At 57.7% G+C, this 25,570-nt stretch carries 18 protein-coding genes and 1 pseudogene; 9 read left to right on the plus strand and 10 right to left on the minus strand.

The window, feature by feature from the left end; genetic code table 11:
* Positions 1–246: 246 nt before the first annotated feature.
* Entirely contained in the window at positions 247–1,743 is a 1,497-nt protein-coding gene (locus UIA24_RS19640) for an acetyl-CoA hydrolase/transferase family protein (RefSeq protein WP_330523624.1), read from the minus strand.
* Positions 1,744–2,013: 270 nt separating this feature from the next.
* Entirely contained in the window at positions 2,014–3,792 is a 1,779-nt protein-coding gene (locus UIA24_RS19645) for an acyl-CoA dehydrogenase (protein WP_330523625.1), read from the minus strand.
* Between the two features lie 617 nt (positions 3,793–4,409).
* Between UIA24_RS19645 and UIA24_RS19650 the strand changes: the two genes are divergently transcribed.
* The 6 genes from UIA24_RS19650 to UIA24_RS19675 all read left to right on the plus strand — a co-directional run bounded on the left by UIA24_RS19650 (position 4,410) and on the right by UIA24_RS19675 (position 10,858).
* The gene (locus tag UIA24_RS19650) at positions 4,410–5,429 is read left to right on the plus strand and encodes an AraC family transcriptional regulator (protein WP_330523627.1); all 1,020 of its coding nucleotides are present in this window, start codon (positions 4,410–4,412) and stop codon (positions 5,427–5,429) included.
* A gap of 80 nt (positions 5,430–5,509) precedes the next feature.
* On the plus strand, positions 5,510–5,893 hold the full coding sequence (locus UIA24_RS19655; RefSeq protein ID WP_330523628.1) for a DUF2946 domain-containing protein: 384 nt from the start codon (positions 5,510–5,512) through the stop codon (positions 5,891–5,893).
* Positions 5,894–6,033: 140 nt separating this feature from the next.
* Complete coding sequence (locus UIA24_RS19660; protein WP_330523629.1) at positions 6,034–6,417, plus strand: DUF2946 family protein; 384 nt, start codon at positions 6,034–6,036, stop codon at positions 6,415–6,417.
* 114 nt (positions 6,418–6,531) lie between these two features.
* The gene (locus tag UIA24_RS19665) at positions 6,532–7,113 is read left to right on the plus strand and encodes a putative natural product biosynthesis protein (RefSeq protein ID WP_330523630.1); all 582 of its coding nucleotides are present in this window, start codon (positions 6,532–6,534) and stop codon (positions 7,111–7,113) included.
* A 274-nt stretch (positions 7,114–7,387) separates the two neighbouring features.
* Complete coding sequence (locus tag UIA24_RS19670; RefSeq protein ID WP_330523631.1) at positions 7,388–9,520, plus strand: TonB-dependent siderophore receptor; 2,133 nt, start codon at positions 7,388–7,390, stop codon at positions 9,518–9,520.
* 111 nt (positions 9,521–9,631) lie between these two features.
* Entirely contained in the window at positions 9,632–10,858 is a 1,227-nt protein-coding gene (locus UIA24_RS19675; RefSeq protein WP_330523632.1) for an MFS transporter, read from the plus strand.
* Positions 10,859–10,895: 37 nt separating this feature from the next.
* On the opposite strand, the gene UIA24_RS19680 is transcribed toward UIA24_RS19675, so the two are convergent.
* Complete coding sequence (locus UIA24_RS19680; protein WP_330523633.1) at positions 10,896–11,213, minus strand: DUF3077 domain-containing protein; 318 nt, start codon at positions 11,211–11,213, stop codon at positions 10,896–10,898.
* Between the two features lie 1,040 nt (positions 11,214–12,253).
* Positions 12,254–13,318 (minus strand): SDR family oxidoreductase, encoded by a 1,065-nt coding sequence (locus UIA24_RS19685; protein WP_330523634.1) that lies wholly within the window; start codon positions 13,316–13,318, stop codon positions 12,254–12,256.
* A 73-nt stretch (positions 13,319–13,391) separates the two neighbouring features.
* On the opposite strand from UIA24_RS19685, the gene UIA24_RS19690 reads away from it, so the two are divergent.
* Positions 13,392–13,796: a MerR family transcriptional regulator gene (locus tag UIA24_RS19690; RefSeq protein WP_330523635.1), complete on the plus strand. Its 405-nt coding sequence runs from the start codon at positions 13,392–13,394 to the stop codon at positions 13,794–13,796.
* A 181-nt stretch (positions 13,797–13,977) separates the two neighbouring features.
* Here UIA24_RS19690 and UIA24_RS19695 read toward each other — a convergent pair whose 3' ends face one another.
* The 3 genes from UIA24_RS19695 to UIA24_RS19705 form a co-directional block, all read right to left on the minus strand.
* Positions 13,978–14,844, minus strand: coding sequence for an SDR family NAD(P)-dependent oxidoreductase (locus UIA24_RS19695; RefSeq protein ID WP_330523636.1), 867 nt, complete (start codon positions 14,842–14,844; stop codon positions 13,978–13,980).
* Positions 14,837–15,361: a nuclear transport factor 2 family protein gene (locus tag UIA24_RS19700; protein ID WP_330523637.1), complete on the minus strand. Its 525-nt coding sequence runs from the start codon at positions 15,359–15,361 to the stop codon at positions 14,837–14,839. Before UIA24_RS19700 ends, UIA24_RS19695 begins: the two co-directional genes overlap by 8 nt.
* A 127-nt stretch (positions 15,362–15,488) precedes the next feature.
* The gene (locus UIA24_RS19705) at positions 15,489–15,794 is read right to left on the minus strand and encodes a hypothetical protein (protein ID WP_442963052.1); all 306 of its coding nucleotides are present in this window, start codon (positions 15,792–15,794) and stop codon (positions 15,489–15,491) included.
* A gap of 506 nt (positions 15,795–16,300) precedes the next feature.
* Here UIA24_RS19705 and UIA24_RS19710 point away from each other — a divergent pair.
* Both UIA24_RS19710 and UIA24_RS19715 read left to right on the plus strand, forming a co-directional pair.
* The gene (locus UIA24_RS19710) at positions 16,301–20,107 is read left to right on the plus strand and encodes a hypothetical protein (RefSeq protein ID WP_330523638.1); all 3,807 of its coding nucleotides are present in this window, start codon (positions 16,301–16,303) and stop codon (positions 20,105–20,107) included.
* Between the two features lie 386 nt (positions 20,108–20,493).
* Positions 20,494–20,740, plus strand: a pseudogene (locus UIA24_RS19715) (DUF4113 domain-containing protein); the annotation flags it as partial.
* 52 nt (positions 20,741–20,792) lie between these two features.
* Here UIA24_RS19715 and UIA24_RS19720 read toward each other — a convergent pair.
* The 3 genes from UIA24_RS19720 to UIA24_RS19730 all read right to left on the minus strand — a co-directional run bounded on the left by UIA24_RS19720 (position 20,793) and on the right by UIA24_RS19730 (position 25,506).
* The gene (locus tag UIA24_RS19720; protein WP_330523639.1) at positions 20,793–22,691 is read right to left on the minus strand and encodes a UvrD-helicase domain-containing protein; all 1,899 of its coding nucleotides are present in this window, start codon (positions 22,689–22,691) and stop codon (positions 20,793–20,795) included.
* A gap of 8 nt (positions 22,692–22,699) precedes the next feature.
* The gene (locus UIA24_RS19725) at positions 22,700–24,622 is read right to left on the minus strand and encodes an ATP-dependent nuclease (protein ID WP_330523640.1); all 1,923 of its coding nucleotides are present in this window, start codon (positions 24,620–24,622) and stop codon (positions 22,700–22,702) included.
* Positions 24,623–24,954: 332 nt separating this feature from the next.
* Complete coding sequence (locus tag UIA24_RS19730; RefSeq protein ID WP_330523703.1) at positions 24,955–25,506, minus strand: tyrosine-type recombinase/integrase; 552 nt, start codon at positions 25,504–25,506, stop codon at positions 24,955–24,957.
* Between the last annotated feature and the right edge of the window lie 64 nt (positions 25,507–25,570).

A 25,570-nucleotide genomic window follows, 5' to 3' on the forward strand; every position in this document is an offset into this window, starting at 1 on the left:
TAGGGTGAGAGGAACAAGGCGAGAACCATGCCATGTTTAAAAGTGCTTTTAAAACAATGGCTTGGCTGTATTGAGCGGTAAGGTTGGAAGCACTGCACAGAACAAAGTGCTGAATGGCTGTTCGGGACCGAACAGCACGTAGGCGGTGATGCGCGGGTGACGAGGTTTAGCGCAGAACCGAACGGCCTGGGGGTGGCCGTTCAGTTGCAGTGCCGCGCGTTTGCGCTGCAGCGGTGTGCCAGGGCGTCAGTTGGGTTGCTGCATGCTGCCTGTCTTGTTCAAACGTACATGCCAGCTCAACGCCTGGCTGAGGTCGTGGGGGGTATGTCCGCCCAGCAGGCAGGCGGCGCTGAAGTAGTCATCGAGGGCCGCGCGGTAGTCTGGGTGTACGCATTGATCAATAATCACCCGGGCCCGCTCTCGAGGTGCGAGGCCCCTCAAGTCAGCCAAGCCGTGCTCAGTGACCAGAATATCCACGTCGTGCTCTGTGTGGTCGACGTGGCTGACCATGGGCACTACGCGCGAAATGTTCCCGTCCTTGGCAATCGACTTGGTCACGAATATCGACAGGCGAGCGTTGCGGGCAAAGTCCCCGGAGCCGCCGATGCCGTTCATCATTTGGGTGCCGCAGACGTGAGTGGAGTTCACGTTGCCGTAGAGATCAAACTCCAGCGCGGTGTTGATTGCGATGAGCCCCAGGCGTCGAATGACTTCCGGGTGGTTGGAGATTTCCTGGGGGCGCAGTACCAGGCGGTCAGCGTACTTTTCCAGGTTGCCGAAGACTCGCTCGCCACAGGGGCCGGACAGGGTGATGGAGCATCCCGAGGCAAATTTCAGCTTGCCGGCGTCAAGCAGGTCGAACGTGGAGTCCTGCAGGACTTCGGAGTATTGCACCAAGTCGTTGAAGGGCGCGTTGATCAGGCCACACATCACCGCATTGGCAATGGAACCCACGCCCACTTGCAGCGGCGCCAGGTTTCTAGGCAGGCGGCCCATTTCCACCTCTTGCTCGAAGAACCGCACCAGGTGGTCGGCAATGGCCTGCGTGTCATTGTCAGGCGGCAACATGGTCACGGTCGCCTCGGGCGAGTTGCAGATGACGATGGCGGCGATGCGTGACGGATCGATGTCGATCGCCTGGCTACCGATGCGCTCGTTTGAGTGACGAATGGGGATCGGGCCACGGTGAGGGCGATCTTGAGGCAGGTAGATGTCATGCAACCCCTCGAAATGTGGATTGCTCGCCAGGTTGAGTTCGACGATTACCTGCTTGGCCGCCAGGGCCAGGCTTGCCGAGTTGCCCACGGAGGACGTAGGTACGATATGCCCTTGCTCGGTGATGGCCACCGCTTCGACGACCGCAATATCCGGGGTGGGCAGGAAACCATCGCGCACCTGCTCGACCACTTCCGAGAGGTGTTGGTCGATGAACATGACGCGCGCTTCGTTGATGGCTTTGCGCAGTACCGCATCGCCCTGAAAGGGCATCCGCCGTGCCAGCAGGCCGGCTTCGGCCATTTTCCCATCCAGCCCTCCGCCCAGGCTGGCGCCGGTAATCAGGTTGATTTTCAGTGGCGTGCGCTTGGCCTGCTCGATCAATGCCAAGGGAACCGCTTTGGCGTCTCCCGCACCGCCAAAACCACTCATGCCGATGGTCATGCCGTCTTTGATGAGCCGTGCTGCCTGCGTCGCACTCATGATCTTGTCGTGCAGGGAAGCCAGTCGAATACGCGAAGCGTGCATGGGGGAAACCTCAAATAGGGGGAGAAATGGACGGGCTACCGGGCATCAAACGCCCAGTGGGTACGCGCGTCCTTACTCAGCAGGGCCGTTGCGAAGCGCTGCTCGCCTGATTGTTCTTGGGGGTGGGCAGAAGGGGAGGCCGACACGATCAAGGCGGGTATCGCTATGTTGTGGGGCAAACGTGTGTTGCAAACGTGCGGTGACCGTTAAAGGCCACCGCAGTGGTTCGCAGTGCCAGTCGTTACTGGGGGCTAGTCAATGAACGCGCAGTCAAAATTGTTCGTCGTCCAGGGCCATGATGCTTCTGCTGCCGCTGCCAATGGCGGTCAGCAGGGCATGCACGCGCGGCAGTAGCTGTTCGGCATAGAAGTCGGCAGTGACCAGCTTGGCTTTCAGGAACTGAGGATCGCCGCTGCCGGCGTCGAGCAGGGCTTGGGCGCTCAAGGCCGAGCGAGCCATCAGCCAACCGCCGCAGAGGTAGCCGAACAGCATCATGAAGTTCACGCTGATGCTGCCTGCCAGGTGCGCGTCGGTTTTCGCATTGTCGAGGAGAATGCGCAGGGCTTGCCGGCCAGCGCCCAAGGCGCCTTCCAGTGCGGCAGCCTGATTGGCGAGGTGCGTCGAGCGTTGCAGCACAGCGACGGTTTCGCCGATATCGTCCAACAAACGGTTGATCAACTGGCCTTCGTTGAGCAGTGTCTTGCGCCCGACCAGGTCAAGTGCCTGGATGCCGGTGGTGCCCTCATAGATGGTCAGGATACGGGCGTCACGATAATGCTGGGCGGCGCCGGTTTCTTCGATGAAGCCCATGCCACCATGAATCTGCACGCCGAGAGAGGTCACCTCTTGTGCCATCTCGGTCAGCCACCCCTTGACGATGGGGGTGAGCAGGTCGACGCGACCTTGATGCAGCTTTGCCGCGTCTGCGTCAGGTGCGTAGGTGGTCCGGTCCACTTCGGCGGCAGCCACCAGTGCCAGGGCTCGCATTGCCTCGATGGACGCCTTCATCTGAAGCAGCATGCGCCGTACATCCGGGAAGTGGATGATCGAGAAGCGGCTACCGTCCTTGCGCGTGCCTTGCAGGCGGTCCTTGGCGTACTGCAAGGCGTGTTGGTAGGCGCGTTCGGAGATGGCCAGGCCTTGCAGGCCAACGCTTTGTCGAGCGTGGTTCATCATGGTGAACATGCACGCCAGCCCTTGGTGTGGTTCGCCCACCAGGTAACCGATGGCGCCACCGTTATCGCCAAAGCTCATGACACAGGTCGGGCTGCCGTGGATGCCCAGCTTGTGCTCCAGCGCGATGCAGCGGGCATCGTTGAGTGCGCCTGGCTTGCCTTGGGCATCAAGCAGGAATTTAGGCACGACGAACAGCGAAATGCCTTTTACGCCGGCCGGTGCATCTGGCAGCCGGGCCAGTACCAGATGGACGATGTTCTCCGTCATCTGGTGGTCGCCCCAAGTGATGAAGATTTTCTGCCCGCTGATCAGGTAATGGTCGCCCTGAGGGATAGCACGGCTCTTGATCGCGGCCAGGTCTGAACCGGCATCCGGCTCGGTGAGGTTCATGGTGCCGGTCCATTCGCCACTGACCAACGGGGCAAGGTAGGCATCACGCAAGGCGGGCGAGCCGTGGTGGGCGATGGCCTCGATTGCACCTTGCGTCAGCATCGGGCAGAGGGCGAAGGCCATGTTGGCCGAATGCCAGATTTCATTGACGGCAGTGCCGATCACATTCGGCAGGTTTTGGCCGCCCCAGATTTCCGCTGCAGTCAACGAAGGCCAGCCGCCGGCCTGGAACTGCTGATAAGCATCGGCGAAACCGGGAGTTTCCTGAACGCCGTGCTCGCCCAGACGTGCGCCCTGGGTGTCGCCAATCCTGTTGAGCGGTGCCAATACGCCAGAGCCCAGACGACCGGCTTCGGCCAGAATCGCGGACACCAGTTCATCGTTGATGTCATCCCGATGTGCCGATGCACACAAGGCTTCAAATTCGACCAGTTGCTGCAGGACGAACTCGCTGTCGCGATAGGGATGGGTGTAATCACTCATTAAGACATCCTCTTTAAAACGATGCGTCAGGCCGACCGTGCTGTTCACGCTGCTGGGGCCAAACGTCAGGGTCGTGTCATGGGTATTGGGTATTGGGTATTGGAAGCGTCAGGCCTTGCGTTGAGCTGCGCCCGATAATCGACCAAATTGGCCAGATGCGATGGGGCGCTCGCCTCGACTGTCATGGGCCCGCTGGCATTGGCCACAGCCGTCGCCCAGCGCATGAAGGCGCGCTAGTGGGGGCAGTGTGAGCCGGTAATTCTGTAGGGCAGAGGGCGCATATCGGCCGCGCTTCAGGCCGTTGGTGTGCACGCTGGGCGCAACGGATGTCGCCTGGTGCGGGTATATCAATACGTTTAGCCTGCGGTTCTTGCGCGGACGAGTAGCTGTCCCTGGCGTTGTAACCACGTTTACTGCTTGCACGTGCACGGACGGGTTCCTTGGGAATTGTCGGAAATGGCAGCGTTTTACCCGCATCAGTCAGGCCTCTGCTGGCGGTCGCTACCTTCCATTGGAAGGGCCCTTGGCGACAATAACGAAACCAGTCGAAAAATAGACATAAACGGACAGCGGTATGGCGGTAGACTTCGCCGATGTGATGCAGGGATCTGTCTTCGATGGGTATAGAGCGCTATTCCATTTCCATTCATTTCGCCCGAATGCTCATGAACGCCGGGCGCCGTCTTCAGCTTGACGAGGCGGTGCTGCTCAATGAAGCGGGCCTTAATCGACGCATGCTGGACAATGCCCATCTGCGGATCACGCCTGATCAATTCAGTCGCTTGATGCGAGCGGTCTGGCGTTTGGCCGATGACGAGTTTCTGGGCATGGGCGCGCAGCGTTGTCGGCAGGGCGTGTTCGCCATCATGGCCAAGCAGGTCGTTCATTCACGTAACCTGCACTCGGTGTATTACAAGCTGAGCCACTTCTACAATGTGGTGAATGACTCCTTGCACCTGGCGCTTGATGTCGTCGGTGATGAAGCGGTTTTTTCGATGCGGCTCAAGGATCCGGCTCAAGACCCGGACTACCTGCTCAGAGGTTTTCTACTGCTGTTGTGGCATCGTTTTCCCAGCTGGTTGATTGGCCAGCGGATTTCGCTGAAGCATGTCGCGTTTGACCATCCGGCGCCCAAACACCTGACAGAGTACCGTTTGATGTTTCCCTGTCCGGCGAAGTTCGACCAGCCGGTGACCTGCCTGGTGTTCGATGCGGCGGCACTCAAGGCACCGCTGGTGCAAACACCCGAGGCCCTAAGGGTTCATTTGAAGCGAGCGCCATTCGACTGGTTCACTCGGCCGGCCTATTACCCCGTCTATACACGGCGAGTGCTGGATTACCTGGAGCGCTCGGAAAATCTGGCTGAAGCCACCATTCAGCATGCGGCACTCGCGTTACACCTCACCGACAGAACACTGAGGCGAAAGCTCGCGGCTGAGGGAAGCCAGTTTCAACGGCTCAAGGATGGTGTGCGTCGGGACATGGCGATCCATTACTTGAGCCAGACGTCGATGTCGATCAGTCTTGTTTCCCTAGCGCTGGGTTTTTCTGAGCCTTCCGCATTCACTCGGGCGTTCCGGCAATGGACAGGGGAGCTGCCGAAGACCTACAGGGATGTCGCTCGTGATAGAAAATAGTCGGCAATGGTTTTCTGGCCAGTCTGTTCGACCCAAGTCGCGCTTCAGCCTTCTTGCGGTTCGATGGTAAAGTCGCCGCCATGAAACTCGCCCGCTCAGACCGCTCACTCATTGCCTGGATGCTGTATTTCAGCGTTCTGTTCAATGTGTTTGCCTGCGGTTTGGGGTACGGGCAGGTGATGGGGCTGGAACTCAATGGCTTGGGTGGACAGTTCTGCGCCTCCCTCGGCGGCAAGGCCCCCAGCCCGAGCACCGACCTCGGCAGCCCTTCGGCCAGCGGCTGGGGCGCCAGTTTTTCTTGTCCGATTTGCTCTGCACTAAGCCTTGGCATTGCCATGCTGTTCTGCCTCAGCTGGTTGCTACGGCTGGGGCGAACACAACGTCCCGGCCGTGAGCAACGCTGCAAGGCGCCCCCGCGTTATTCCTGGCCCTCGGCCAATCCTCGCGCATCCCCTCTGATTTAACGCTCACAGGCGGACGGCCTTATTGGCCGGTGACCGCTGCAGGCCTTCGTCCGCTGTTCGCCTTGCTGTCGCCCATGCGCCACAGCGTGGGGGCGGGTGTTTGATTGTCATCATCCTTAGGGTGTTGCATGCAGGGTGGAATGAGTAACGCCAGTCAGCAGAACGTCTGGGTCGCGGCGTTTCTGGCGATTGTGCTCAAGGTCATGGCGCTGCCGATGGCCGGTGCTTTTGGCGCGTTGAGCATTGAGCAGTTGCTGACGGGCAGCTTTTGCTCTGCGGGCAGCGTGCAGCAGGTCACGCTTGCGCTCGACAAACAGCGGCCATCCTCTGCGGGCAAGGCTGACCAAGTCCATTGTTGCTGTTCTCAGACGCTTGAAGCCGTATTCATTCCGCCAGCGTCGGTGGCGCTGATCGGTGCTATCGCGGCGTCACCGCGGCCGTTCACACCGCCATTGTTCTGGGTGTCGCCCCGTGCCCGCTGGCCGTCGATCAACCCCCGAGCGTCTCCTGCTCGTCACGCATGACCGGCTTTTTCCGCACACCCGAATCGGGTGTGCCCATGGTTAATGGTGACAGGGTAAGGAGCGCAACATGGCGCGTGGTATTGAAGGTTTGAATCGCCCATTGGGGAGGCTGACATGCGAGCGCTAGCGGTTCCGTCAGGCGCCTCGCGATTGGTCAGCAAGGCTTCCCGACTGGGGAAAAAAGGGGATTTTCTGCTGCCGTTTCCCGACTACCCCAGCAACGCACGCAGCTTCGTGCACCTGGATGCCCGTCTGCTGCCGTACTGGCACACGTTGTTCGATGTGTGCCCGGCGCTGCTTAAGCTCGACCCTCCGGATGGTCTGAATATCTTTCGTGGTTTCATGACCTGGGCGTACCGCAATCATCCGCCACTGAACTGGACGTATTACCTGAGCGTGTGTCGCTGGCTGCTCGGCTCCAGCTACCGGGCACGGATCAACGACGCGCACATCGAGTCGTTCATGAGTGCTGCGGCGGCGCGTTGGATCAATACCGATGACAGCCTGGCGCGCGGGTTGGTCTTGGCCTGGCAAGGTTCACCGCAGATGCTCTTCGATTGGAAGGTGGCGCCTCGTCCGATGCTCGCGCCCGATTTGGAGCAGGAAGAACTTCCACCGGTGCCGTGGGACTTTGCCTGGTGCCCACTGACGGGCAAGGGCGGCACGGGGTTTCGCAGGTGGTTGCCGGTACCCTGAGTAGCGCTTGCCGGGCACGTCGGTGGCGAGCCAGCCTGTCAGCTTTGTGCGACAGGCTGCCGCATCCCTGGCAGCCGCCCATAAAGCGGCTTGCCTGGGAGGCCCTGGCATGACCTGGCCGTGGCGGGATGTCGCAGTTTTAGCCGCAGGTCCTGAGGCACTAGAGTCGCGCCGTCCGTTGACAGGGTAGTCGCTGGCGCCATCCAGAGCGTTTTATCAGGGCTTTGTGGAGCATGCCGGACGGCTGCCGCCAGATTATCGAGCGAGCACCCTCATGGTTTTAAAACAACGTCCTGGCCCTGCGCCACTGGGCTGGTCCCTGGTATTGGTCAGCATGTTCAGCAACGCTGCCGAGCAACCACTGGCCTTACCGGAAACCACTGTCGTCGGCCAACGGGAGCCCGGCTATAAAGCCGAAACCGTCAGTGGATTCAATAAAACTCCGCTCAGCCCACGAGAGGTTCCTCAGTCGGTCAGTGTGGTGACGCGTCAGCAGATGGACGACCAGGGCATGGTCAGTGTCCCCGACGCCATGCAGCAAGTGACCGGCGTCACCCTCATCGCCAATGACACCTTGAGCTACCAGTATTTGTCCCGTGGTTATGCGTTGGGCGTGATGTACGACGGTGTGCCTTCGTACAACGGCATGACCCCGTCCAACCAGTTCGACCTGCCGCTGTACGAGCGCATCGAAGTGCTCCGGGGGCCTTCCGGCCTACTGCAGGGCGCGGGTGAGCCGGGTGGTGTGGTCAATCTGGTCAAGAAGCGGCCCCTGGATCATTTCGCCGCCAACTGGGCCCTTTCTGCAGGTTCCTGGGATACCTACCGCCGTGAGGGCGATATCAGCGGGCCGTTGAATGACAGCGGCAGCCTGCGCGGTCGCCTGGTGCTGTCGAGCGAGGATCGCCAGTACTTCTACGATCGAACCAGCAGTGACAAATGGTTGGGGATGGCCGCCCTCGCTTACGACCTGAATCCGCAGACCACACTGGACGTTTCCTACAGCACTCAAGAGCAGCAGGTGCAGGCGCCCTGGTCCGGGTTACCGGCGTATGACCTGGTGGACGCCAAGGGGCACTACAGGTTGCTGGATGTGTCGCGCTCAACCTTCCATGCCCCTGACTGGGGACGGCTGAGCTACGACACCCATGAGTGGTCGGCCAGCCTTGAACATCGCTTCGACAACGAATGGGTACTCAAGGGCGCGTTCAACCGGCGGGAACAGTACCAGAACTACAAGTACGCCTATGCCTCATCGGGCCTGGCGCCGCTGACCGATACCCTTCGTTACAGCAGCATGCAAGGTGCCTACAACTACACCCGCGAAGGCATGGACGTGTTCTTGAACGGGCCGTTCGCGTTGCTGGGGCGTACCCACAACCTGCTGCTGGGAGCCAACGCTGAGGTGTACAACAGCCGTGGCCGCTCGGGGCGTGGTGTAGGGGGGAGCACAACCTTTGACGGGCTCGATGATCTGCCCGAACCGACGATTGCATACACCTCGGGCAGAGAGAGTGAAACCGAACAGTACGGTCTCTATTCGCGGCTGAACATTAGCCTTGCCGATCCGTTGACGCTGGTGCTGGGGGCTCGCACCACGACCTTCAGCAGCCGTACCCGCGACGTTGCGCCATCCAATGCCACGGACTGGCGAGACGGCGCTGAAGCCGATCAGCAGATCAGCCCTTACGGCGGTGTGCTGTATGAGTTGAACCCGAACATCACCTTGTACGCCAGCTATACCGACATTTTCGTACCGCAGACCCAACTGAAGGCGGATGGCAGCGTGCTCAAGCCGCGTGAAGGGCGCCAGTATGAAGTCGGCAGCAAAACCGAATGGCTTGAAGGGCGCCTGGGGCTGACGCTGGCCTGGTTCAATTTGCGCGACGAGAACCGTGCCTACGCCGATCCGGTTTATCCAAACGACAACTACTACCTGAACGCCGGCGAAGTAGAGAGCGAGGGCTGGGAGCTGGAAGTCAGTGGCAAGCCCGCCGCTGGGCTCGACCTGTCGGCAGGCTATACCCGCCTGGAGACGCGCTACCTGCAAGCCCGGGAGAACCAGGGGCGAACCTACTCGATCCAGACGCCCAAGGACCAGCTCAAGCTGTGGAGCAACTACCGCTTTGATGAGCAGAGCGCCCTGGCGGGGTTCAGTGTCGGCCTTGGGGTACTGGCCAATGGTGCCACACAGAGTTCACGGGGCTGGCGCGACGAACTGGTGAACAGTGGTTATGCCGTGGTCAACGGCCGTATCGGTTACCAATTGGACAAACAACACAGCGTCGATCTGCACATCAACAACCTGTTGGACCGCACCTACTACGCCTCAGTCGGTACCCCCAACATCTACAACTTCTATGGTGAGCCGCGCAGTTTTACGCTGACCCTGAGAGGGGCGTACTGAGTGTGTGACGCAGGTTGATCTCGACGGGCTGTAAACCCCTTGGTCGCGATGTATCCTTCATCCAGGACTGTATGAGGTGATCAGCGTGCAACCCGCGGGGATTTCTACACGATGAATGCGCTCAACGACGAAGGACCGTCTTTGCCTGTAGTGCAATCTACTAATGCCACGGTGCGTCGCCGCTCGTTGATTGCGGGTTGTGGCGCCCACGCTGTCCATGATGGCCTGACCGACGTTATCTATGTGCTGTTGCCGATCTGGCAGGCGCAGTTTTCCTTGAGCTATGCCCAGATCGGCCTGTTGCGTGGTGCCTACTCGGGGATGATGGCCGGTTTCCAGTTATTGGCAAGCCGTGCCGCGAGGCGCTGGGGGAGAGCACGCCTGTTGGTGGCCGGTACCGCACTTGCGGGGCTGGCCTATGTGTTGGCAGGGCAGGCTGGTGGGTTGAGCCTGCTGTTGATGGCGCTGTTGCTGGGGGGATTGGGTGCGAGCACTCAACACCCACTGGCGTCTTCGTTGATTACGGACACTCACGAGGCGGGCGGGGGCGTCAAGCAAGCGTTGTCGCAGTACAACTTCGCTGGGGACATCGGTAAAACGCTGCTGCCGGGCGTTGTCGGCCTGCTGCTGATGCTGATCAGTTGGCGCGCCAGCGTCACCCTGATGGGCCTGCTCGGCCTGATGGCTGCGGGCCTGCTGTGGTGGCTGATTCCGGCGCAGGCGCAGCCCGCGTCGGCTCAGGGTAAAGCCTTCGCGGCAAACGCCGGGCGGGGTTCTGTCGGCGGGTTGCGTGCCCTGGTCCTGACCGGCACGCTGGACAGCGCGGTGCGGATGGGGTTCCTCACCTTCTTGCCGTTCCTGCTGCAAGCCAAAGGGGCCGGGACGGCAGGCATAGGGTTGGCGCTGATGATGTTGTTCGTCGGTGGGGCGTTCGGCAAGTTGCTGTGCGGCTACCTGGGCGTACGCATTGGCATGATGAAGACCGTATGGCTGACCGAGTTCTCTACCGCTGCGCTGATCATCTTGGCGGTGTACCTGCCGTTTTACGGCCTGATGGCGACCCTGCCGCTGCTGGGGCTGGTGCTGAACGGTACGTCGTCGGTGCTCTATGGCACCGTGCCGGACCTGGCCGGCCCAGGCAAGCGCGAACAGGCCTTCGCCGTGTTCTACACCGGCACGATTGGTGGCGGTGCGCTGGCGCCAGTGGTGTTTGGTCATCTGGGCGATATCACGGGGGTGCCCTTCGCCGTGATCATCGTGGCCACCACCTTGTTGCTGACGCTGCCGTTGTCCTGGTACGTGCAGAAAGGCCTGGACGCAGAACCTGTCGTGGCCTGAAAAGCGGGCAGGGCGAGCGCCACTGCCCGTTTTACCGTTAGCGCGTTTCCGGCCTTGAGCGGTCAACCTCCATACCACCGAGCAACGCCTGCGCCAGCCCTTGAGCCATATCAACGGCCGTGCGGGTGGACCAGAGCAGATGCCGGGTTTCGCTGTCGACCACCAGACAGGCTTGTTCATTGGTGGCGTAGGCGGAACGTAGCAGGATGGTGAGGTGGATCAGCACGTCTTCGACGTTAAGCCCGGCGCGAACACTGAACAGCGGATCGTGGCTGTCTTCGCAGGAACCGAAGGTGGCGCAGGCGGTGGTTTTCAGGATGTTGGTGGGTGGGGGATCGGGGACTATCTTGGTCATGGTGACGCTCCTTGATTGTTGGAGCCGCCACGTATCGCTACCAAACGAATGGGTGGCGGCTGTACGCAGGTTGGTAGACCGGGAATCAAGGAACCCAGCGCGCACGAAGGCGCCCCGCGCACAGCCGCCATAACGCGAACCAGCTGGCGCAGATAAAGTGCCAACTGATTCGGATAGGCCGCTTGTGCGCCTTGATTACCAACCGGGCTACCAAACCCGATCGCTGGATTGTCAGCGACGCGCAGCAGATTAACGGGGTTGACGTGTGGATTCAAGCGCAGGTGGGGATGAACTGACACGAATGTCCTTGATGCCCATCAAGGGTGGCAGTTGTACGCGGGTTAGCAGACCAGGGATCAAGGAGCCCGGCGCACCCGAAGGTGCCCCACGCACAACCGCCATAGCACGAAGCAACAGGCAAGAATTAAAGCACCTGTTGAACGAGGGCTGGGCTGCTGAAATCGGCCGCTGTATTGGGCGCAATGCGCAAGAGGGTAATTGGGCTGAAGTGTGTATTCAAACGCATAATTGTACGAACTTATGCGAATGTCCTTGATACCCGATAAGGGTGGCAGCTGTACGCGGGTTGACAGACCGGGCTCCAGGTCCCGGCGCACCCGAAGGTGCCCCACGCACAACCGCCATAGCACGAAGCAACAGGCATGAATTAAAGCATCTGCTGAGCTAAGGGGGGCACTGTATGCACCATTGAGCGATGGCTGCTCATGCTGGGCTTGATATGAACAAGACAGGAAGGCCATTTCTGGCCGAGAGCTGACCTCCGCGAAGGGCCGCTTTGGTGTGCGGATTCAACCGGTGGATGCGATACAAGCACCGCGAATTTACTGAGACCACGCCGATACCATCGCGGGCAAGCCCGCTCCCACAAGATGGACTGCAGTCCGGTGGGTGATTCATACAAGCAGGCTTGCCTGCGATACAAACACTGCGAAGGTACTGGCACCACAGCGCCTTGCCGGAGCGCGCAGTACAGCATAAGGAATTTGCTACCTCATCGAAGATTGCCTGACGTGGTTGGTTCAATTGGGCAGGTAACCCTCGACGTAGCGCACTGTCTTTTCCAACGTTCGCGCCAGGTCGGGATGTGTTAACTGATACTTGCTTTCCAGTTGCTTGCTATGGCTCATGTCGAAGCGCTGCGTCTGAATAAAGTTCAGTGACTCGGCGCTGATCGCGAGTCGGGCTGCCAGTCCGGGAATCGTCAAAAGCCACCTGAGCACGCCTATCGCTACATGGCGGCGGGGTGCCTTGACCTTCAGCGTTATTGCGACCTGCTGAAGCATCCCCTGTAAGTTCGGTGTGCGCTCATCGAGCGCCAGGACCTGCCGGTTGGCCATCGAAGGGTCGAACGCCGCGCAGGTTATCATCGTCACCAGGTAATCGACGCTGACCAATGGCAACCAGTGCCCGGCGGAACCGGGGACAGCTTTGAACCGGCCTTGTGCCAGATTTCGAATGAGTTCGGCCAGCGGTTGCCCTTCCAGGATGTGCCCACTCTCGCTGTGGCCACACACCGTAGCAGGATGAACGATCGTGTAATCCGCGCCCGCTTCCTGCATGTAACGAATGACTGCGAAATGGGACTCGAGCTTGCTGCCTTCGTAGCCACCTACACGGCTGTAGACTGCGGGCCAATGTGTGTTTTCAGGGTGCTCATTATCAACCCCGATACTGGCAAGGTGGGTAAGGTTCTGCAGCATAAAGCCGCCCACCATCAACAATCGGATACGCTGGCTCGCCGCAAGCCTGGCGACGCTCAGCGCCCCTTGCACATTGATTGCGCGGGCGCGCTCAATTGTAAGCCCCCAGGTAAATTGCGCCGCGAGGTGGAAAACCACAGCGGCCGAAGACACGCGCTGCCTGTCTGCCTCGCTGAGCCCAAGCCCCTCACTGCTGATATCGCCCTCAACGGCATGGATATACGCAGGGTTACCGCCCAGTCGGCCTACCTGCTCTCTGAGACGCTCAGTGTTTTCAGGGCTGCGCATAAGCACCCAAGTCTTGTGCCCTGTGGCAGTAAGACGGGCCAGTAAATGTTGACCCACAAACCCACTGCCGCCTGTGACGAAGCATTCAACGCTCATGCCTGACTCCTTGTTTGGACGATTGGCGCAGGCTAAGGTGTAGAGCCTGCTCTACAGTCAAGGAATTTTTAATGTGAACATTGGGGAGTTGGAGCGCCGCAGTGGCCTCGGGCGCCATGCATTGCGCTATTACGAGCAGCTCGGGCTGATCGTGGCCCATCGACAGGCCAACAACTACCGCAGCTACAGCGATCAGACCGTTGTTGATTTGGCATTCATTCAGAGTGCTCAGAGCGGAGGGTTTTCACTCGCTGAGATCGGCGACATCCTCGCTGCCAGGCGGGGCAATACGATCGATTGTGCTCAAGGCGCGGCCTTGGTCGCCAGCAAGATGGCCGAAATTCAAGCGAAGATCACCACCCTGCAAACCGCGTATGTTTTTTTGGAAGCGGAGCGTGCGAAGCTTGAAGCCAGTGCCATTGCCAACGGACAGACTATTCCTCATCTGGCTGCCCCTGAGCATGCCTCGACGCCATAGCCTCCGAACGAGGCCATTCAGCGTAACCCCAGCACCCTGGAGCTTGCCTTGCAAATATGCATGGCGAACCCTGAGTCGGTTGAAGGTCCCGCGATCTCGCTAAAGATCTACACCGACGGCTATCTCTTCCGCATCCCGTCGAGCCGACGTTTACTGTCTCAAGCTGCTATCGACTGCCTCGCTACTCGACAATCGCCGGATGAGCCTGCACTGGACTGCCCAGCATGTCGCGATAGGACGGAGGCTGTTGGCCATCCAGGTCGACAATGCCGTACTTCACCGCGACTTCTGCCCCGATGAGGACCTGCCCGGAGTGCGTCATTCGGTCAGGGTCGCAATACAGCGCGTGAATGACCTTGCCGGTGAACTCCGGGCTTTCCATGACGAACGAAAATTCCTCGTAGCGATGCGGGTGGTCTTGCAATGCACGTGTCGTGCGCTCCGTGCGCAGCGGACCCATCCAGATGGACACCACCGCGACATCGTAGGGGCGAAAGTCCACGGCCATGTCTTTGGCGAACTTGTCGACACCGGCCTTCTGCGCGCCATAGGCCGCGCCGTGCATGTAGCAGTTCGAGCCAAATGACGAGGTGAACACGATCAGCCCGCCACGACGTTTGGCCATCAGCGGAGCCGCGTACCAACTCACCACATAGGCGGAGCGTAAACCGACGTCGAGGATCTTGACGAGATCGAGTGGCTTCTCCCAGAACGGTCCGGGGTTTATCAGTTGATCGTGTAGAAACGTCGCGTTATTGACAAGGATGTCGAGCCGCCCGCTCTCGCGCTCGACCTGCTCGAAGAGGCTGCGCACCTGCTCATCATCGGCGTGATCGCACGCGACGGCGATGCCCTTGCCGCCTAACGCATCGATTTGGCGCGCCGTCTCGTGGATCGTGCCTGGCAACGGCGCATCGCCCTCGTTCTGCGAGCGGCCCGTCACATACACCGTCGCGCCCGCCGCGCCGAGTGCCAGAGCAATGCCTTTGCCGGCACCACGCGACGCGCCTGTTACAACCGCCACCAACTGGCTGTGATCGTTACTCATCTACAGGTGCTCCCATCTCTGTGGCACTCGCCTGAACACCGGCGAAGCGCACACCGGGCTCGGTCTGCTCATAGCTGGCGATCAGCGTGGATGTCACCACGCAGCGCGTGGCGCTGATCTTCCAATGACCGTTGATCTTGCGGTACTCGTCGTCATAGTGCGCGCCAAGCTGGGTGATAACCCGCGATTGCGTGTCGATCATCTGGTAATGCAAACCCCAGGTGCCACGGGCGTGCGTGTCATCAAGCACATCGATCTGCGGATTGACGCCATGGTGCATCTCGACAACATGCGGATGGCAGCCGAGCTGTTGGAAAATCGCCACGAGTTGGTCGCGGTCTTCGAACACACCGATCCGGCCGTAGTCGATAAGCACCGGGCCCGGTGCGAAGCAGTCGCGCATGCCCTGCGGATCCTTCAGATCGCAACACGCCAGATAGCGCGCTTTGAGCTGGCGAATCGCTTCGACATCTTCAAGCGTGCGCAGGCGGGTTTCCAATTGATCAATTGAGGTCATGCCATCTCCTTGAGCCAGAGTGTGCCCAGGCACCATGGTACAAGTGCGACCGCCTCGGTTATTCATCCATACAGACGATGTGGTTCGCGTGCCGGCATGATGATGGGCACTGACAGGTAATGGTTTTTCAGGCTTGCCGTGCAGGAGCTGCGCTTGGGCCGACCGTTTTGTAGCCAGATGACTGCACCAGAAATTCGCGGATCAGCAAGGTGATCTGCTGGTGGATTAACCCGCGTAGGCGACCACTGTCACCATCCACGCCGATGATGCCATCGCCTGGCACTTCTTTTTCGAGCAATGCCTGCGCGTCGGGCTTGCACTGCGACAGGAAACTGAAAGGGCATGCGTCGCTGGTTCGAGGTAATGGTTTGACGCTTGGGCAGGGGTTGCATAATCCAAAGCAGTTATTCGCGAGCGGCAGAAGCCGATCCATAGCTGAAGCTCGCGAGAGGCGCTTTTCGGCCAGTTTCCGCCTGCCACCAACCGACTGGAGTCGGCCAAAATCAGCCAGTCGCATAGATTACAAAACCTGGGGCGATTCATTGGGTTGCCCGACAGGGATAGAAATTTTAAAGCAGCAGTAATGTGTCCACGCTTCATGGAATCCTGGTGCTTGAGGAAATCATGCAGCAATCAGTCAATATTGTTTATGGGGCAAAGCTCAATTGATCTGTATGCATTCCGCCCTTCCTCCGTTATGTCCGTTGCTAATCTTCCTCTACCAAACTTTGCAAATGAGAGTGGTTAGATCAAACGGTTGCTTCTGATTGGTTCGCGGACCAGGCGCTGGGCGCAAACGGTCATCCTGCCAGATTAAGCCAGGCGCGCCAGTAGAATGAATACGACGCTCTATGATCTTGCCCGGCACGCCGGGGGGCCAACATAATGCTGGCCATTGAGTCTTCATGACCGCCTCCTTATGACGGACCGGCAAACACTATGCGCGATTATTCGGAAAACTGGCGACACCTGAGATCAATACTGGCCGGATACGCGACGAGAGATCGGGGCCTGACGGAGTTGTTTTCCTATGAAGACCATACTCACGCGAAGGCGCTCTCCATTTTCCTCGCACACGCGAAACTTGCGACCCCGAAGCTGGATAGGGAGACGGTTGAAGCTGTTCTTGCTGGCAAGCAATCTTGGCCGCAGACGTCAGGAGCACCTTTCGCAGGCTCGGACATACCTCTCTCGCTGCTCGAAGAGTATGGGCTGGTCGCGTTTTATGCTGGATGGTGCACTACACACTGCGACAAAGTGGAAGACCCTGCTGCGGTGGATCCAAGCCTGATGCCGTTGGTTCAAGCTGTTGAGTACCTGAAAGATATCCGCTTCGGTCGCAATGGATGTATACAGCCGTATTACGCTTGTCCAGCGGACGAGTTGAAAGGGCTGTTGACAGCAGAGTTCGGTGAGTATTTGACGGTGGGACAGCTCCTGCCAGAACTGTCTTTTGAAGCAGGTGTGTTCAGATTGCCGCCAGGCAATGAACGTTTCAGCTCGTTGATCAGTACCTATCTGTGGCAAGCCCTGCGCAGAACCTTGAGCCCTGAAGAAACATTTTCAGAATGGATCATGCGATTTCGCGTTAACTGCGATTGGGCGATGCCGGTTCATTTCGAGAGCATGGAATACCCAGAGCGCAAGGCCTTCAATGAGCAGTTGGTCAACTTCCTGGCCAAAGACGCAGCGCTCGGCTCAGACTTCAAAGCATTTGTGAGACAGTCAATCAATCAAGACGGCTTTTCAAGCGTCATCCGGCCAATGAAGCTTCATCTGAGCAGCAGTGTTGATGCTGATGGAAACAGATCATCCTCCCATCACAATGAGGAGCTTCCAAAGCTCACACTGAGCTCGCTGGAGACCGCTTACCCCCATCTCAAAGCGCATGCTTCAAGTAACCTTGAATTCGTTATTGATCGCACTGGACTGAGGGTGCGACGTCAGGCCAACCTGTTCTACTCCTGGCTGATCAATAGTGCGATAGACGCCAGTATCCGCGTTGACGGTCAGCAACTCATGTCTACAGGATTAGCCGAAGCGCTGGTAGAGCTGTCAAACAGCCGCCCCATCCTTAAATATGTTTTGTTCATTTTGCTGCCCGAGTACGAAGTCTCCAATTACCTGTTGCTGCTGCTGGCTCGGCCTGCAACATGCGAGGTAGCTTTCTACTATCTCGCAAAGCACACCTTCGCGTTTTCACGCGGCGGCCATGCTGCGTATATTCAGAGTTTGGAGAACGGGTACCAGCAGCTTGTATGCCATGAATACATTCGTTCGATCGAAAAAGAGCCGGATTTCAACGCTCGCTTACTCGATGTTATTGGTTTTTTGGGTGATCACTGCAATATGCAGTCCTCTGACTTCTCCAAATCCTTTGAATACCGCTTCTTGATCAACCTTTTAGGTGCCCTCAACCACCAGCAAGTTATACAGGTGGGACAGGCATTCGCTGAGCTTTCGGTGGAAATGGTAGAGCCAGCTCATAGCCCAACTGCGCAACATCATCGGTATTTACTGGGCTTCTGGTTGATCAATCGCCTGGAGAGTACCGGAATCGACCCTTCTGGCGCGGTATGCCGAGCGCTGCGCACATCCATACTGGAATACTACAAGGTGGAGTTCTCGGCAAACCTCAAAGGCCAGCGAAGCCTTGAGGCCAGCTCATTTTTTGCCACGTTACCGTGGTACAAGCTCATTGCAGAAACCGGTCCGAACCCACTTCTCAGCTTGTCCAACACTTGTTCCAGCTGGCAGCAAGAGCTTGTCTACACGAGCCAGGCCCCCTTCGTAGTCGCCTCTGCAATCCGTCACTATCTTCAAGTTTTGATGAACCTCGGCCGGCCAACTGCATCTTCACAGGGCTTACATGCCGTGGCCGCGCGCGTGCTAGAGATCGTGCGTCTGTATGGGTTTGGTCCGCGCGAGAAATTCGTATTGCTTTTCGGCGACTCGATCGTTTCAGACAAATACGATCTCTGGGAGCAGTTTTGCACCTATTTGAATATTTTTAGGGATGAGCTGTATGCAGAATTTGTCCAGCGTTGCATACCTTCTATCCCGCTAGACCATCTCTTTGTCCTGCTTGAGAACTGCGCGGTAATTGCTCGAGCTCAACAGCTTCAGGAGGCGATCGAGATTCGCCAGTCTGCTGCGAAAGAAGACCTTGGGTTAACCGGATTAGAGCAGGCCTTCATATCGGCTTGCGATGCAGGCCTTAGTGAGGCCGCTTCCCGACTGCTGGATTCGGCAAAAGCCTTCCTCGCGCAAGACCGTTTTGCCAATACCAGTAACCCGCTCATCGTGCGAGCTCGTAAGGTATGGCGAAGCTACGAGTACAAATGGCAGCTTCTTGAGCTTGGCCTAGTCCACAAATCCGATGCTGACAGCTTCCAAAAAGCCGCGCATGAGGTTCCTATCCCCCATGAGTGGCGAGGCGCTAATCCTCAATCCGACGATCGAACGCATTACCAGGAGTGCGAGCGTTTCAGGCGACAGATAGTTGCAAGCGCGTATAGCGAAATTGAGCCTCACAAGTGCATTCGGATCATGGAAGCGCTGTATAGGGAAACCAAGCATGTTCATCATGGTTACCTGCTTTTCTATGGACATTACAAGCTCCACGCCACTGATAAGGACTCGACCCGTCTCAAGCACGCGCTGACCTATTTCCTTGGGAGTTTGGTAGAAACCGAGCCTCAGCAGATGCGCGAGTACTGGATCGCAACGATACTCGAGTCCTATAGGCTTACCAGTGCACCTGAGATTGACACGTTCTGGTCGAGGCTTACGCCTGAGCAGCAATCAAGAACGAAAATTTTAAATCCGTACTGTAGGGCTCTGATTGCCCGAGGTGAGACTTCAGCAGCTCGGAAAATCATCGGACGCTATCGTGACCTTAACCCGCTGACACCTGAGGAGCTCGGAGTCGATAGTTTGCTGGACGAGCTCGCCAGAGCCGAACCGGACTGCCCGCCAATGAGCGACCTTATTCAGCTGATGAATGAATGCTCGCAGCGTTCAAATGTGCAATTGAGAAAGCACTACTGTCAGATCATGTCCAAAGACTTTGAAGACTACGTGGGCATTGTGAGACCCGACCAGCCATCCCATGTATATCTTAAGGATGCGGTACTCGAGGTGGCGGGGGAGATTGTCTTGCGCAAGAAAAACCTGCAGGTGCAGTCAATTTCGAAAAAGGTGACGGTGAACTCTCGGATTACCAAAGAAGATCTGATCAACGATTGGTTCACCTCGTTGTTTGACAAGCGAATGGCCGAGGCGCGAATAGGATTTAGAGATCAGAAACGCGGTGGACAGTCGGCGTCTGGTGCTGGCCCCGGGGAGATAGACGGTTTCATTACAGCCGGCGACAACACTCGGATCGCCATTTTTGAAGCGTTCCGGTTATTTTCGCTGGACACTACGGTGATCTTCGACCATCTGAATAAAGTCGCCGGCTATGACCATGAGTCACTAAGTCCCGTGTTTATTGCTGCGTACTGTGATGTCAGCGATTTCTCTGGACTGGTGAGCAAGTACAGACAGCTCGTCTCAAAGCAAGATTACGCAGGCTACAACGTCGCTGTGAGCTCGCCAGACGAAGTTGAATCACTGCACGACACTGACCACATATGGTTGGGAACAGAGACTCGACGCCGGGATCGTAGGGATGTCATTTTCTATCATCTGTTACTAAATCTGCATGTGCCGCCAGTGCCAATTTCATCGGCGGACGGGGCTTGAGCTACTGGCAGCGTTGAGTTTTGCTCAGAGATTCAGGATACGAGTAGGCGGATCCGGCAATTTCCGTAGGGGATTGTCAGTCTGTCCGCGAATATTTGAATTGCCCTGGGTTTTGTAGACAAACCGAATGACTGCTTTTGGCCGGAAGCAGCCGGTCATTTGATCGCGTTCGACCCATTGCCGACCTTCACAAATGGATTACCTCCGGGCAGAAGCCGCTCCCATCAGTGATGTCTATCAAGCTAGCGACGATTCACAGGGCATAAACCGGCTATATGCTATCGCTCTGCTGCGTTCTACCTCATCCATAGGCACCGGCTGTCATCGGCAGCGTACTCACCAAAAGCGAGAGTTCCATGCATGGCCTGCTGCTAGGGAATGGCGTCAAGGCGGAGCTTCAGTTGATGGACCTCCGCCAACCGGGCGAGTTTTTCCGAGGACCTGTTCGCGCCCAGGCAGGCGGTTTCCTGTGATCGGTTCATGCAGGTGATGGACACGATCAACGGGTGCTGGAGCAGAGGCACGATGCGCTCTGCCAGCGTGCCGCTTGCCCCCGACTGGGGTTTACGCAGGGCGATGATGAGCCAGTCGTACACCACACGGTCCGAACAGCTCTGGACGGTGAAGTGCTAACGACTCAAAATCTGTCAGCAAGCCCGCGTTCTCGAAGGCTGCACCCCTTGGACTACAGCAAATGGCTGATGGTCCACCCTTGATCGGCCAATGCCGTTTTACATTCGTCCGAAACCCGTTCTGCATTGACTGCCAAGCATAGAAAGTTGGTAGGTCGCGACATACCGACATACAGGTTTCGAAATTGAGAAAGCTGAGTCTCAGGCATTTTCCCGGAGCGAGTGGCAATCCCAGCGATGATGGGTAATGCCAGCTGCAGGTCGAAGCGACGACTTGGATGGCCTAGAGACTCCATGACGAGGGTTGCCAGATGCGTTTCGCCTTTCATCGAGGCGAGGGTACCGATATGAATATCTAAGCTGCGACCATTTTTTTGGATAGAGCACATGGACCGGTGGGCTCCGTGAATAGCCATGGCCTCTGGTCGCTCAAAAACCGGGAGCGCGGCGAATATCTGTGGCGTCATGTGATTTGGGAGCAACTGGCGCAGCTTCACGTATAAAAAATTCACGATACGGATACGCCTAGCTTCATCCGCATCGCCCACGTTTTTCATGCACAGATCACGAATCAGTAGCCGGAAGGCTGAAACATCCACATCAGCATCACGCAGTTTTCGAATTAACTGATGATCGGTTTTCAAGCCTTCAACAATCTCTGCCTTGGCCGCGCGCAGTACCAGAAAGAGCGCTCTGCGGATCTCCTCAAATCGTGATGAAAACGATGCGTTTATGGCAGGCTTGGCCCCCCCGAGAAGCGCCCAGAATCGCATAAGCTTGAGTCCGGGTGATTGATCTCCACCCGAAGCGGGCCAGTAGTCCAGGAGGGTACGGCCTGCTACCTGTGTTGGAGCATCGCCCTGTTTGCGAGCGCAAAGGGCTTTGACTTTCCCTGTGGTCAGATCGGTATCGCTGAACCGTTCTAGTACATGCTCTCCAAACGTCGAGATCACATCCTGTACTCGCCCGGTTCTGTATACGATCAGCATTGACGCGTGACGGTCTTCGCCCTCTCCGGTAACAGCGTTACCTGCCAGCTGTGTTCTAGACACGGATCTAGCGATGTGAGGACCGAAGCGCTTGCTGGAGGAGATCGGAAGTACGTCGCCTCGGGGGAAAGTCAGGTTTTCCGCGCCTTCCGAGCTTCCAAGGATTCGTTGGTTGATGTCGCCGAAGCGCTGAACGGTGACGGTTTCATCGAACATCAGCTGCAACAAGCGCTCTTGCTCCCAGGACGTGTCCTGCATTTCGTCGATGAAGACGATAGGGAACCTTCGGGATAGCTGGGTGCGAACCTTAGGGAAAAGGGTCAGCAAACGTTCTGCGTACGCGAACATATCCGCGTGCCGGAAAACCCCTTCAGAGGCAAGTTTTTCTTTTATGCTGACGATTGTCGGAAGGGTTTTCGCGCCCGGTTTAGGAAGTGAGCCAAACTCGCTGGCGAGATCCAGAGAGGCACCTTTGTAGACCAGACCCTCTAGCATAGGCGCGACGCTCGCGTTTTTTTGCATGTAAAGCTTCAAGCCAAAGTTAGCTTGGGCTAAGGCCAATGCCCGGCGAGCAAAGATATCGTTGTCAATCACATCGACAGTCATCCCATTACTTCGCAGGTAGGGCAGAGCCAGAAACTGATTCACCATGGCGTGAATCGTCCCGATGAAGTGGGGATGCGTGAGCAGGCGACTCCCGTCATGGCTTGCACCTAACCGGCGTTGAATCTCATCCCGGGCGACATTGGTATGACTGAGTACACAAACGCCTGCGCGGCTTGAGGTCCATCTGCGACTCAGCATCAAGAGCTTCGCAGCTAGTACCGTGGTCTTGCCACTGCCTGGCGCGGCGTTGATGTCACGAGACTGGTTCTCCAGTAATACGGCACGCCGCTCTTGATCATCGAAGTTCAAGTCGGGCGTCAGTTCGAGTAGAGCCGCAAGATCGGCAGCATCGATCACAGGGACTATCATGGCTCAGCCCTGCCAGTCAGATGCCGTAACGCCTGCTGTAGGTAAGGCGGCAGCTTGTTGAACAGCTCATCGCCTTTCCCATAGTCGCCTGTTGAAATCAGGTGAGCAGCGTATTGGGCGGTGATCGCTTTTGATGCATCTTTTTCAACGAGCGGCTGGTAGATGAGTGACGCCAGCTCTACTGGCGAATGTCCGGCGTTCGAGAGTTCTTTCCAACGCTCGCCTGCCTCGACGATCGCCTTCTTCTCATCGTCCTCCGTCAGCCGTTCACCCCTCGAATCTGCTTTCTTCGCTAGGTGAATCGCGTCATGCATCAACTGGGCACATCCATGAAGGGCGAGATCGAATTCCAGCGTCCAGTTGTTGGAGACGAAGACAATTGTGCTACCACCTTGGGCGCGGTCGACCTTCGTTTTGACCAGTGCCTCGACTTCCTCTGGCGTGTAGTCTTTTTCGAATCGTTTACGGTTGTTCTTGGGAGGAGATATGTAGGTGGCCTCATTGGGAACGATGTCACGATCCGTGATGCAGGCGACAGGAATGGGAATCGCCGAGCCATCAATCGGCTGCAAGATTCGGGCGTAGTGATAGAGCCCAACTCCGCCGACATTTACGCAAGAAATGCCGTGTTCGTTGAACGAGTATCCTGAAGCTGCAGCCAGGGCGGGCAGCAGCAGCGCTTCTGCTGGACCTTCCACAATCGCAACGCCGCGAGCGAAGAACAGATTCGCTTTGGTGGCATCTATAAAGCGTCTCAAGAACTCGTAGTCGCTTTTCAGCAGCTTGGTTTTCCCGTGGGCCAAGCTGAATAGCTGAGCACGGTTTACCAAAGTCAGGCTTGCGATGTCCGCACCTGCCGCCAGAGATGGGCTGTGGGTAGTCATGACGATCTGAACAGGGCGGCTATCTGGCTCGGCCGCCTTCGAGGTGCGTTCGAGGAGCTGCTGAACTCGTTCCTGCAGTTGCGGATGGAGATGGGCCTCGGGTTCCTCGATCAGCAGCAATCCGAGTTCATCACCGTCCCGAAGCAGAACCAGTTCGGTCGCCATAAACAGAGCGTTGTTATAGCCGAGTCCGCGAATGCATCGCTCACTTGGGTCGATGGTGGAGGATGGCAGCAGCGCCAATTCGAAGCGCTCCAGAATGGGCTGCAGGCCCAGCTCCGGAGCGATCTGGATACGTGAGGACAGGGCATCGCCGGCAAACGCGAACTTGTTCAGGTAGTTATCGTTGATGTCGTCCTGGACATCCCTGATGACCTGATGCTCGCCCAGGTGGTGCTGAGCAAACGCCATCAGCCCGACAAGGTTGCTGGGGACGGTAGCTGGAGCCGCTAGGTCGAAGTCATTTTGCTCCTGCCCATCAATGCGTTTATGAGCGCTCAAAATTTGGGACAGCCGAGACTGGCGACCGGGACGTAGCTCGGCTTCGGCATCTCGAAGGGGGCGCAAGTAGGTGGCTCGGATGAGCTCGCGAACCGCCGTGCCAATCTCTGGCCCCGTGCCGTTCGGGCCCGAGCAGGTGATCGCCTCGACCCGTCCACGCTTGTTGGCCTTTGGTGGTATCCAACGCGCCTGCAGATAGACGATTAAGCTATGGGATCCGTCTGCTTCGTGGGTCATCCATTCGAGAACTGAGGCCTCTTGCGCGGGGTCTAGGTCCACAAGAGTGGCTTCGATGAACAGGGAGCGGGCTCGTGTTGTGCCCGTGATGTGAAAGTCAGTTTCGAAGAGGCGAATGAACTCGTAGCTGGTTGTCCACAGCACGTAGCGAATCGCGTCGATTACAGAGGTTTTGCCGGAGTCGTTTTCCCCAACAAGGATGTTCAGTCCGGGGGCAAGCTCCCAATCAAGTGAGGGGGCAACCGAACCGTCGCCAAACGCCCGAAAATTTGACGCCCTGATCCGCTTCAAATGCATCTTGCTTCTCCGTCCTGTTGGAAAGCCTGTCCCGGATGGCGCAAGGCAGTCCGTGCACTCTGTGGGTGTGATTGGCTTTTATCACGGGAGAAAGCGGGTCGGAAGGGTAATTCAGTGGTAGGGAGCCATTACTGAGGGTGGGATGCGGGATTCACGAGCATTTGGACACCCAAGCCGCGAACACTTGAACAGCGATTCCACGCTGACTTGGACACTCATGCCATTGCCACTTGAACACCGATAGCGTCCGCAATGGGCCGTGATCTGCCCTCCACGAAGGGCAGTTAAGGATCGGATAGCGACGGTCTAGCATCGAACGTCACTATGGATGATCAGACTTCTGTCTGTTCCGCCATTTCCAGGTCATCATCTACCTCGACTCCCAAGTACCTGACGGTGCTTTCAAGCTTCGTATGACCATGCAGACGTTGGGCTGCTCTCAGGTTCTTCGTCCTGCGATAGATCAATGATGCCTTGGTTCTTCGTGGCGTGTGAGTACCGTACAGGGTTGGGTCAAGGCCAATGGCTGTCACCCATGCTTTAACTATTCGAGCATATTGTCTGGTGGAAAGATGATCTGAGGAGTGCGGCCGGCTCGGAAACAAGAAGTCCTCGCTGCGTAGGTTCGCCTGAAGCTTCCAAGCTTCCAGAACCATGCGGGTTTGCTCAGTAATTTCAAATTGCACTGGGTGGGTTTTCTGCTGCATCACGATGGCCCGTGACGACACATGTTCCCCATGGGCTATGTCTCGGGCTCGCAGCTTGGTTAAGTCACAGGCACGCAGTTTGCTGTCGATGGCCAAGTTGAATAGCGCCAAATCACGTGTCTTCTCAGCAGGCTGAAGTCTTGCGCGGATGGCCCAGACATCTCTGGCTCGGAACAGGGCTCAAGGAGCCCAGCGCACCCGAAGGCCCCCCTCGCGCAACCGCCATCACACGAGAAATAGG

It is taken from the genome of Pseudomonas sp. AL 58 (assembly GCF_036348395.1).
GTDB classification, from domain to species: domain Bacteria; phylum Pseudomonadota; class Gammaproteobacteria; order Pseudomonadales; family Pseudomonadaceae; genus Aquipseudomonas; species Aquipseudomonas defluvii.

Bases quoted from the DNA above. Each gene is read 5' to 3' on its own strand.
- UIA24_RS19640 (WP_330523624.1), bottom strand. From the start codon at position 1,743: ATGCACGCTTCGCGTATTCGACTGGCTTCCCTGCACGACAAGATCATG.
- UIA24_RS19645 (WP_330523625.1), bottom strand. From the start codon at position 3,792: ATGAGTGATTACACCCATCCCTATCGCGACAGCGAGTTCGTCCTGCAG.
- UIA24_RS19650 (WP_330523627.1), top strand. From the start codon at position 4,410: ATGGGTATAGAGCGCTATTCCATTTCCATTCATTTCGCCCGAATGCTC.
- UIA24_RS19655 (WP_330523628.1), top strand. From the start codon at position 5,510: ATGAAACTCGCCCGCTCAGACCGCTCACTCATTGCCTGGATGCTGTAT.
- UIA24_RS19660 (WP_330523629.1), top strand. From the start codon at position 6,034: ATGAGTAACGCCAGTCAGCAGAACGTCTGGGTCGCGGCGTTTCTGGCG.
- UIA24_RS19665 (WP_330523630.1), top strand. From the start codon at position 6,532: ATGCGAGCGCTAGCGGTTCCGTCAGGCGCCTCGCGATTGGTCAGCAAG.
- UIA24_RS19670 (WP_330523631.1), top strand. From the start codon at position 7,388: ATGGTTTTAAAACAACGTCCTGGCCCTGCGCCACTGGGCTGGTCCCTG.
- UIA24_RS19675 (WP_330523632.1), top strand. From the start codon at position 9,632: ATGAATGCGCTCAACGACGAAGGACCGTCTTTGCCTGTAGTGCAATCT.
- UIA24_RS19680 (WP_330523633.1), bottom strand. From the start codon at position 11,213: ATGACCAAGATAGTCCCCGATCCCCCACCCACCAACATCCTGAAAACC.
- UIA24_RS19685 (WP_330523634.1), bottom strand. From the start codon at position 13,318: ATGAGCGTTGAATGCTTCGTCACAGGCGGCAGTGGGTTTGTGGGTCAA.
- UIA24_RS19695 (WP_330523636.1), bottom strand. From the start codon at position 14,844: ATGAGTAACGATCACAGCCAGTTGGTGGCGGTTGTAACAGGCGCGTCG.
- UIA24_RS19700 (WP_330523637.1), bottom strand. From the start codon at position 15,361: ATGACCTCAATTGATCAATTGGAAACCCGCCTGCGCACGCTTGAAGAT.
- UIA24_RS19705 (WP_442963052.1), bottom strand. From the start codon at position 15,794: ATGGATCGGCTTCTGCCGCTCGCGAATAACTGCTTTGGATTATGCAAC.
- UIA24_RS19710 (WP_330523638.1), top strand. From the start codon at position 16,301: ATGCGCGATTATTCGGAAAACTGGCGACACCTGAGATCAATACTGGCC.
- UIA24_RS19725 (WP_330523640.1), bottom strand. From the start codon at position 24,622: ATGCATTTGAAGCGGATCAGGGCGTCAAATTTTCGGGCGTTTGGCGAC.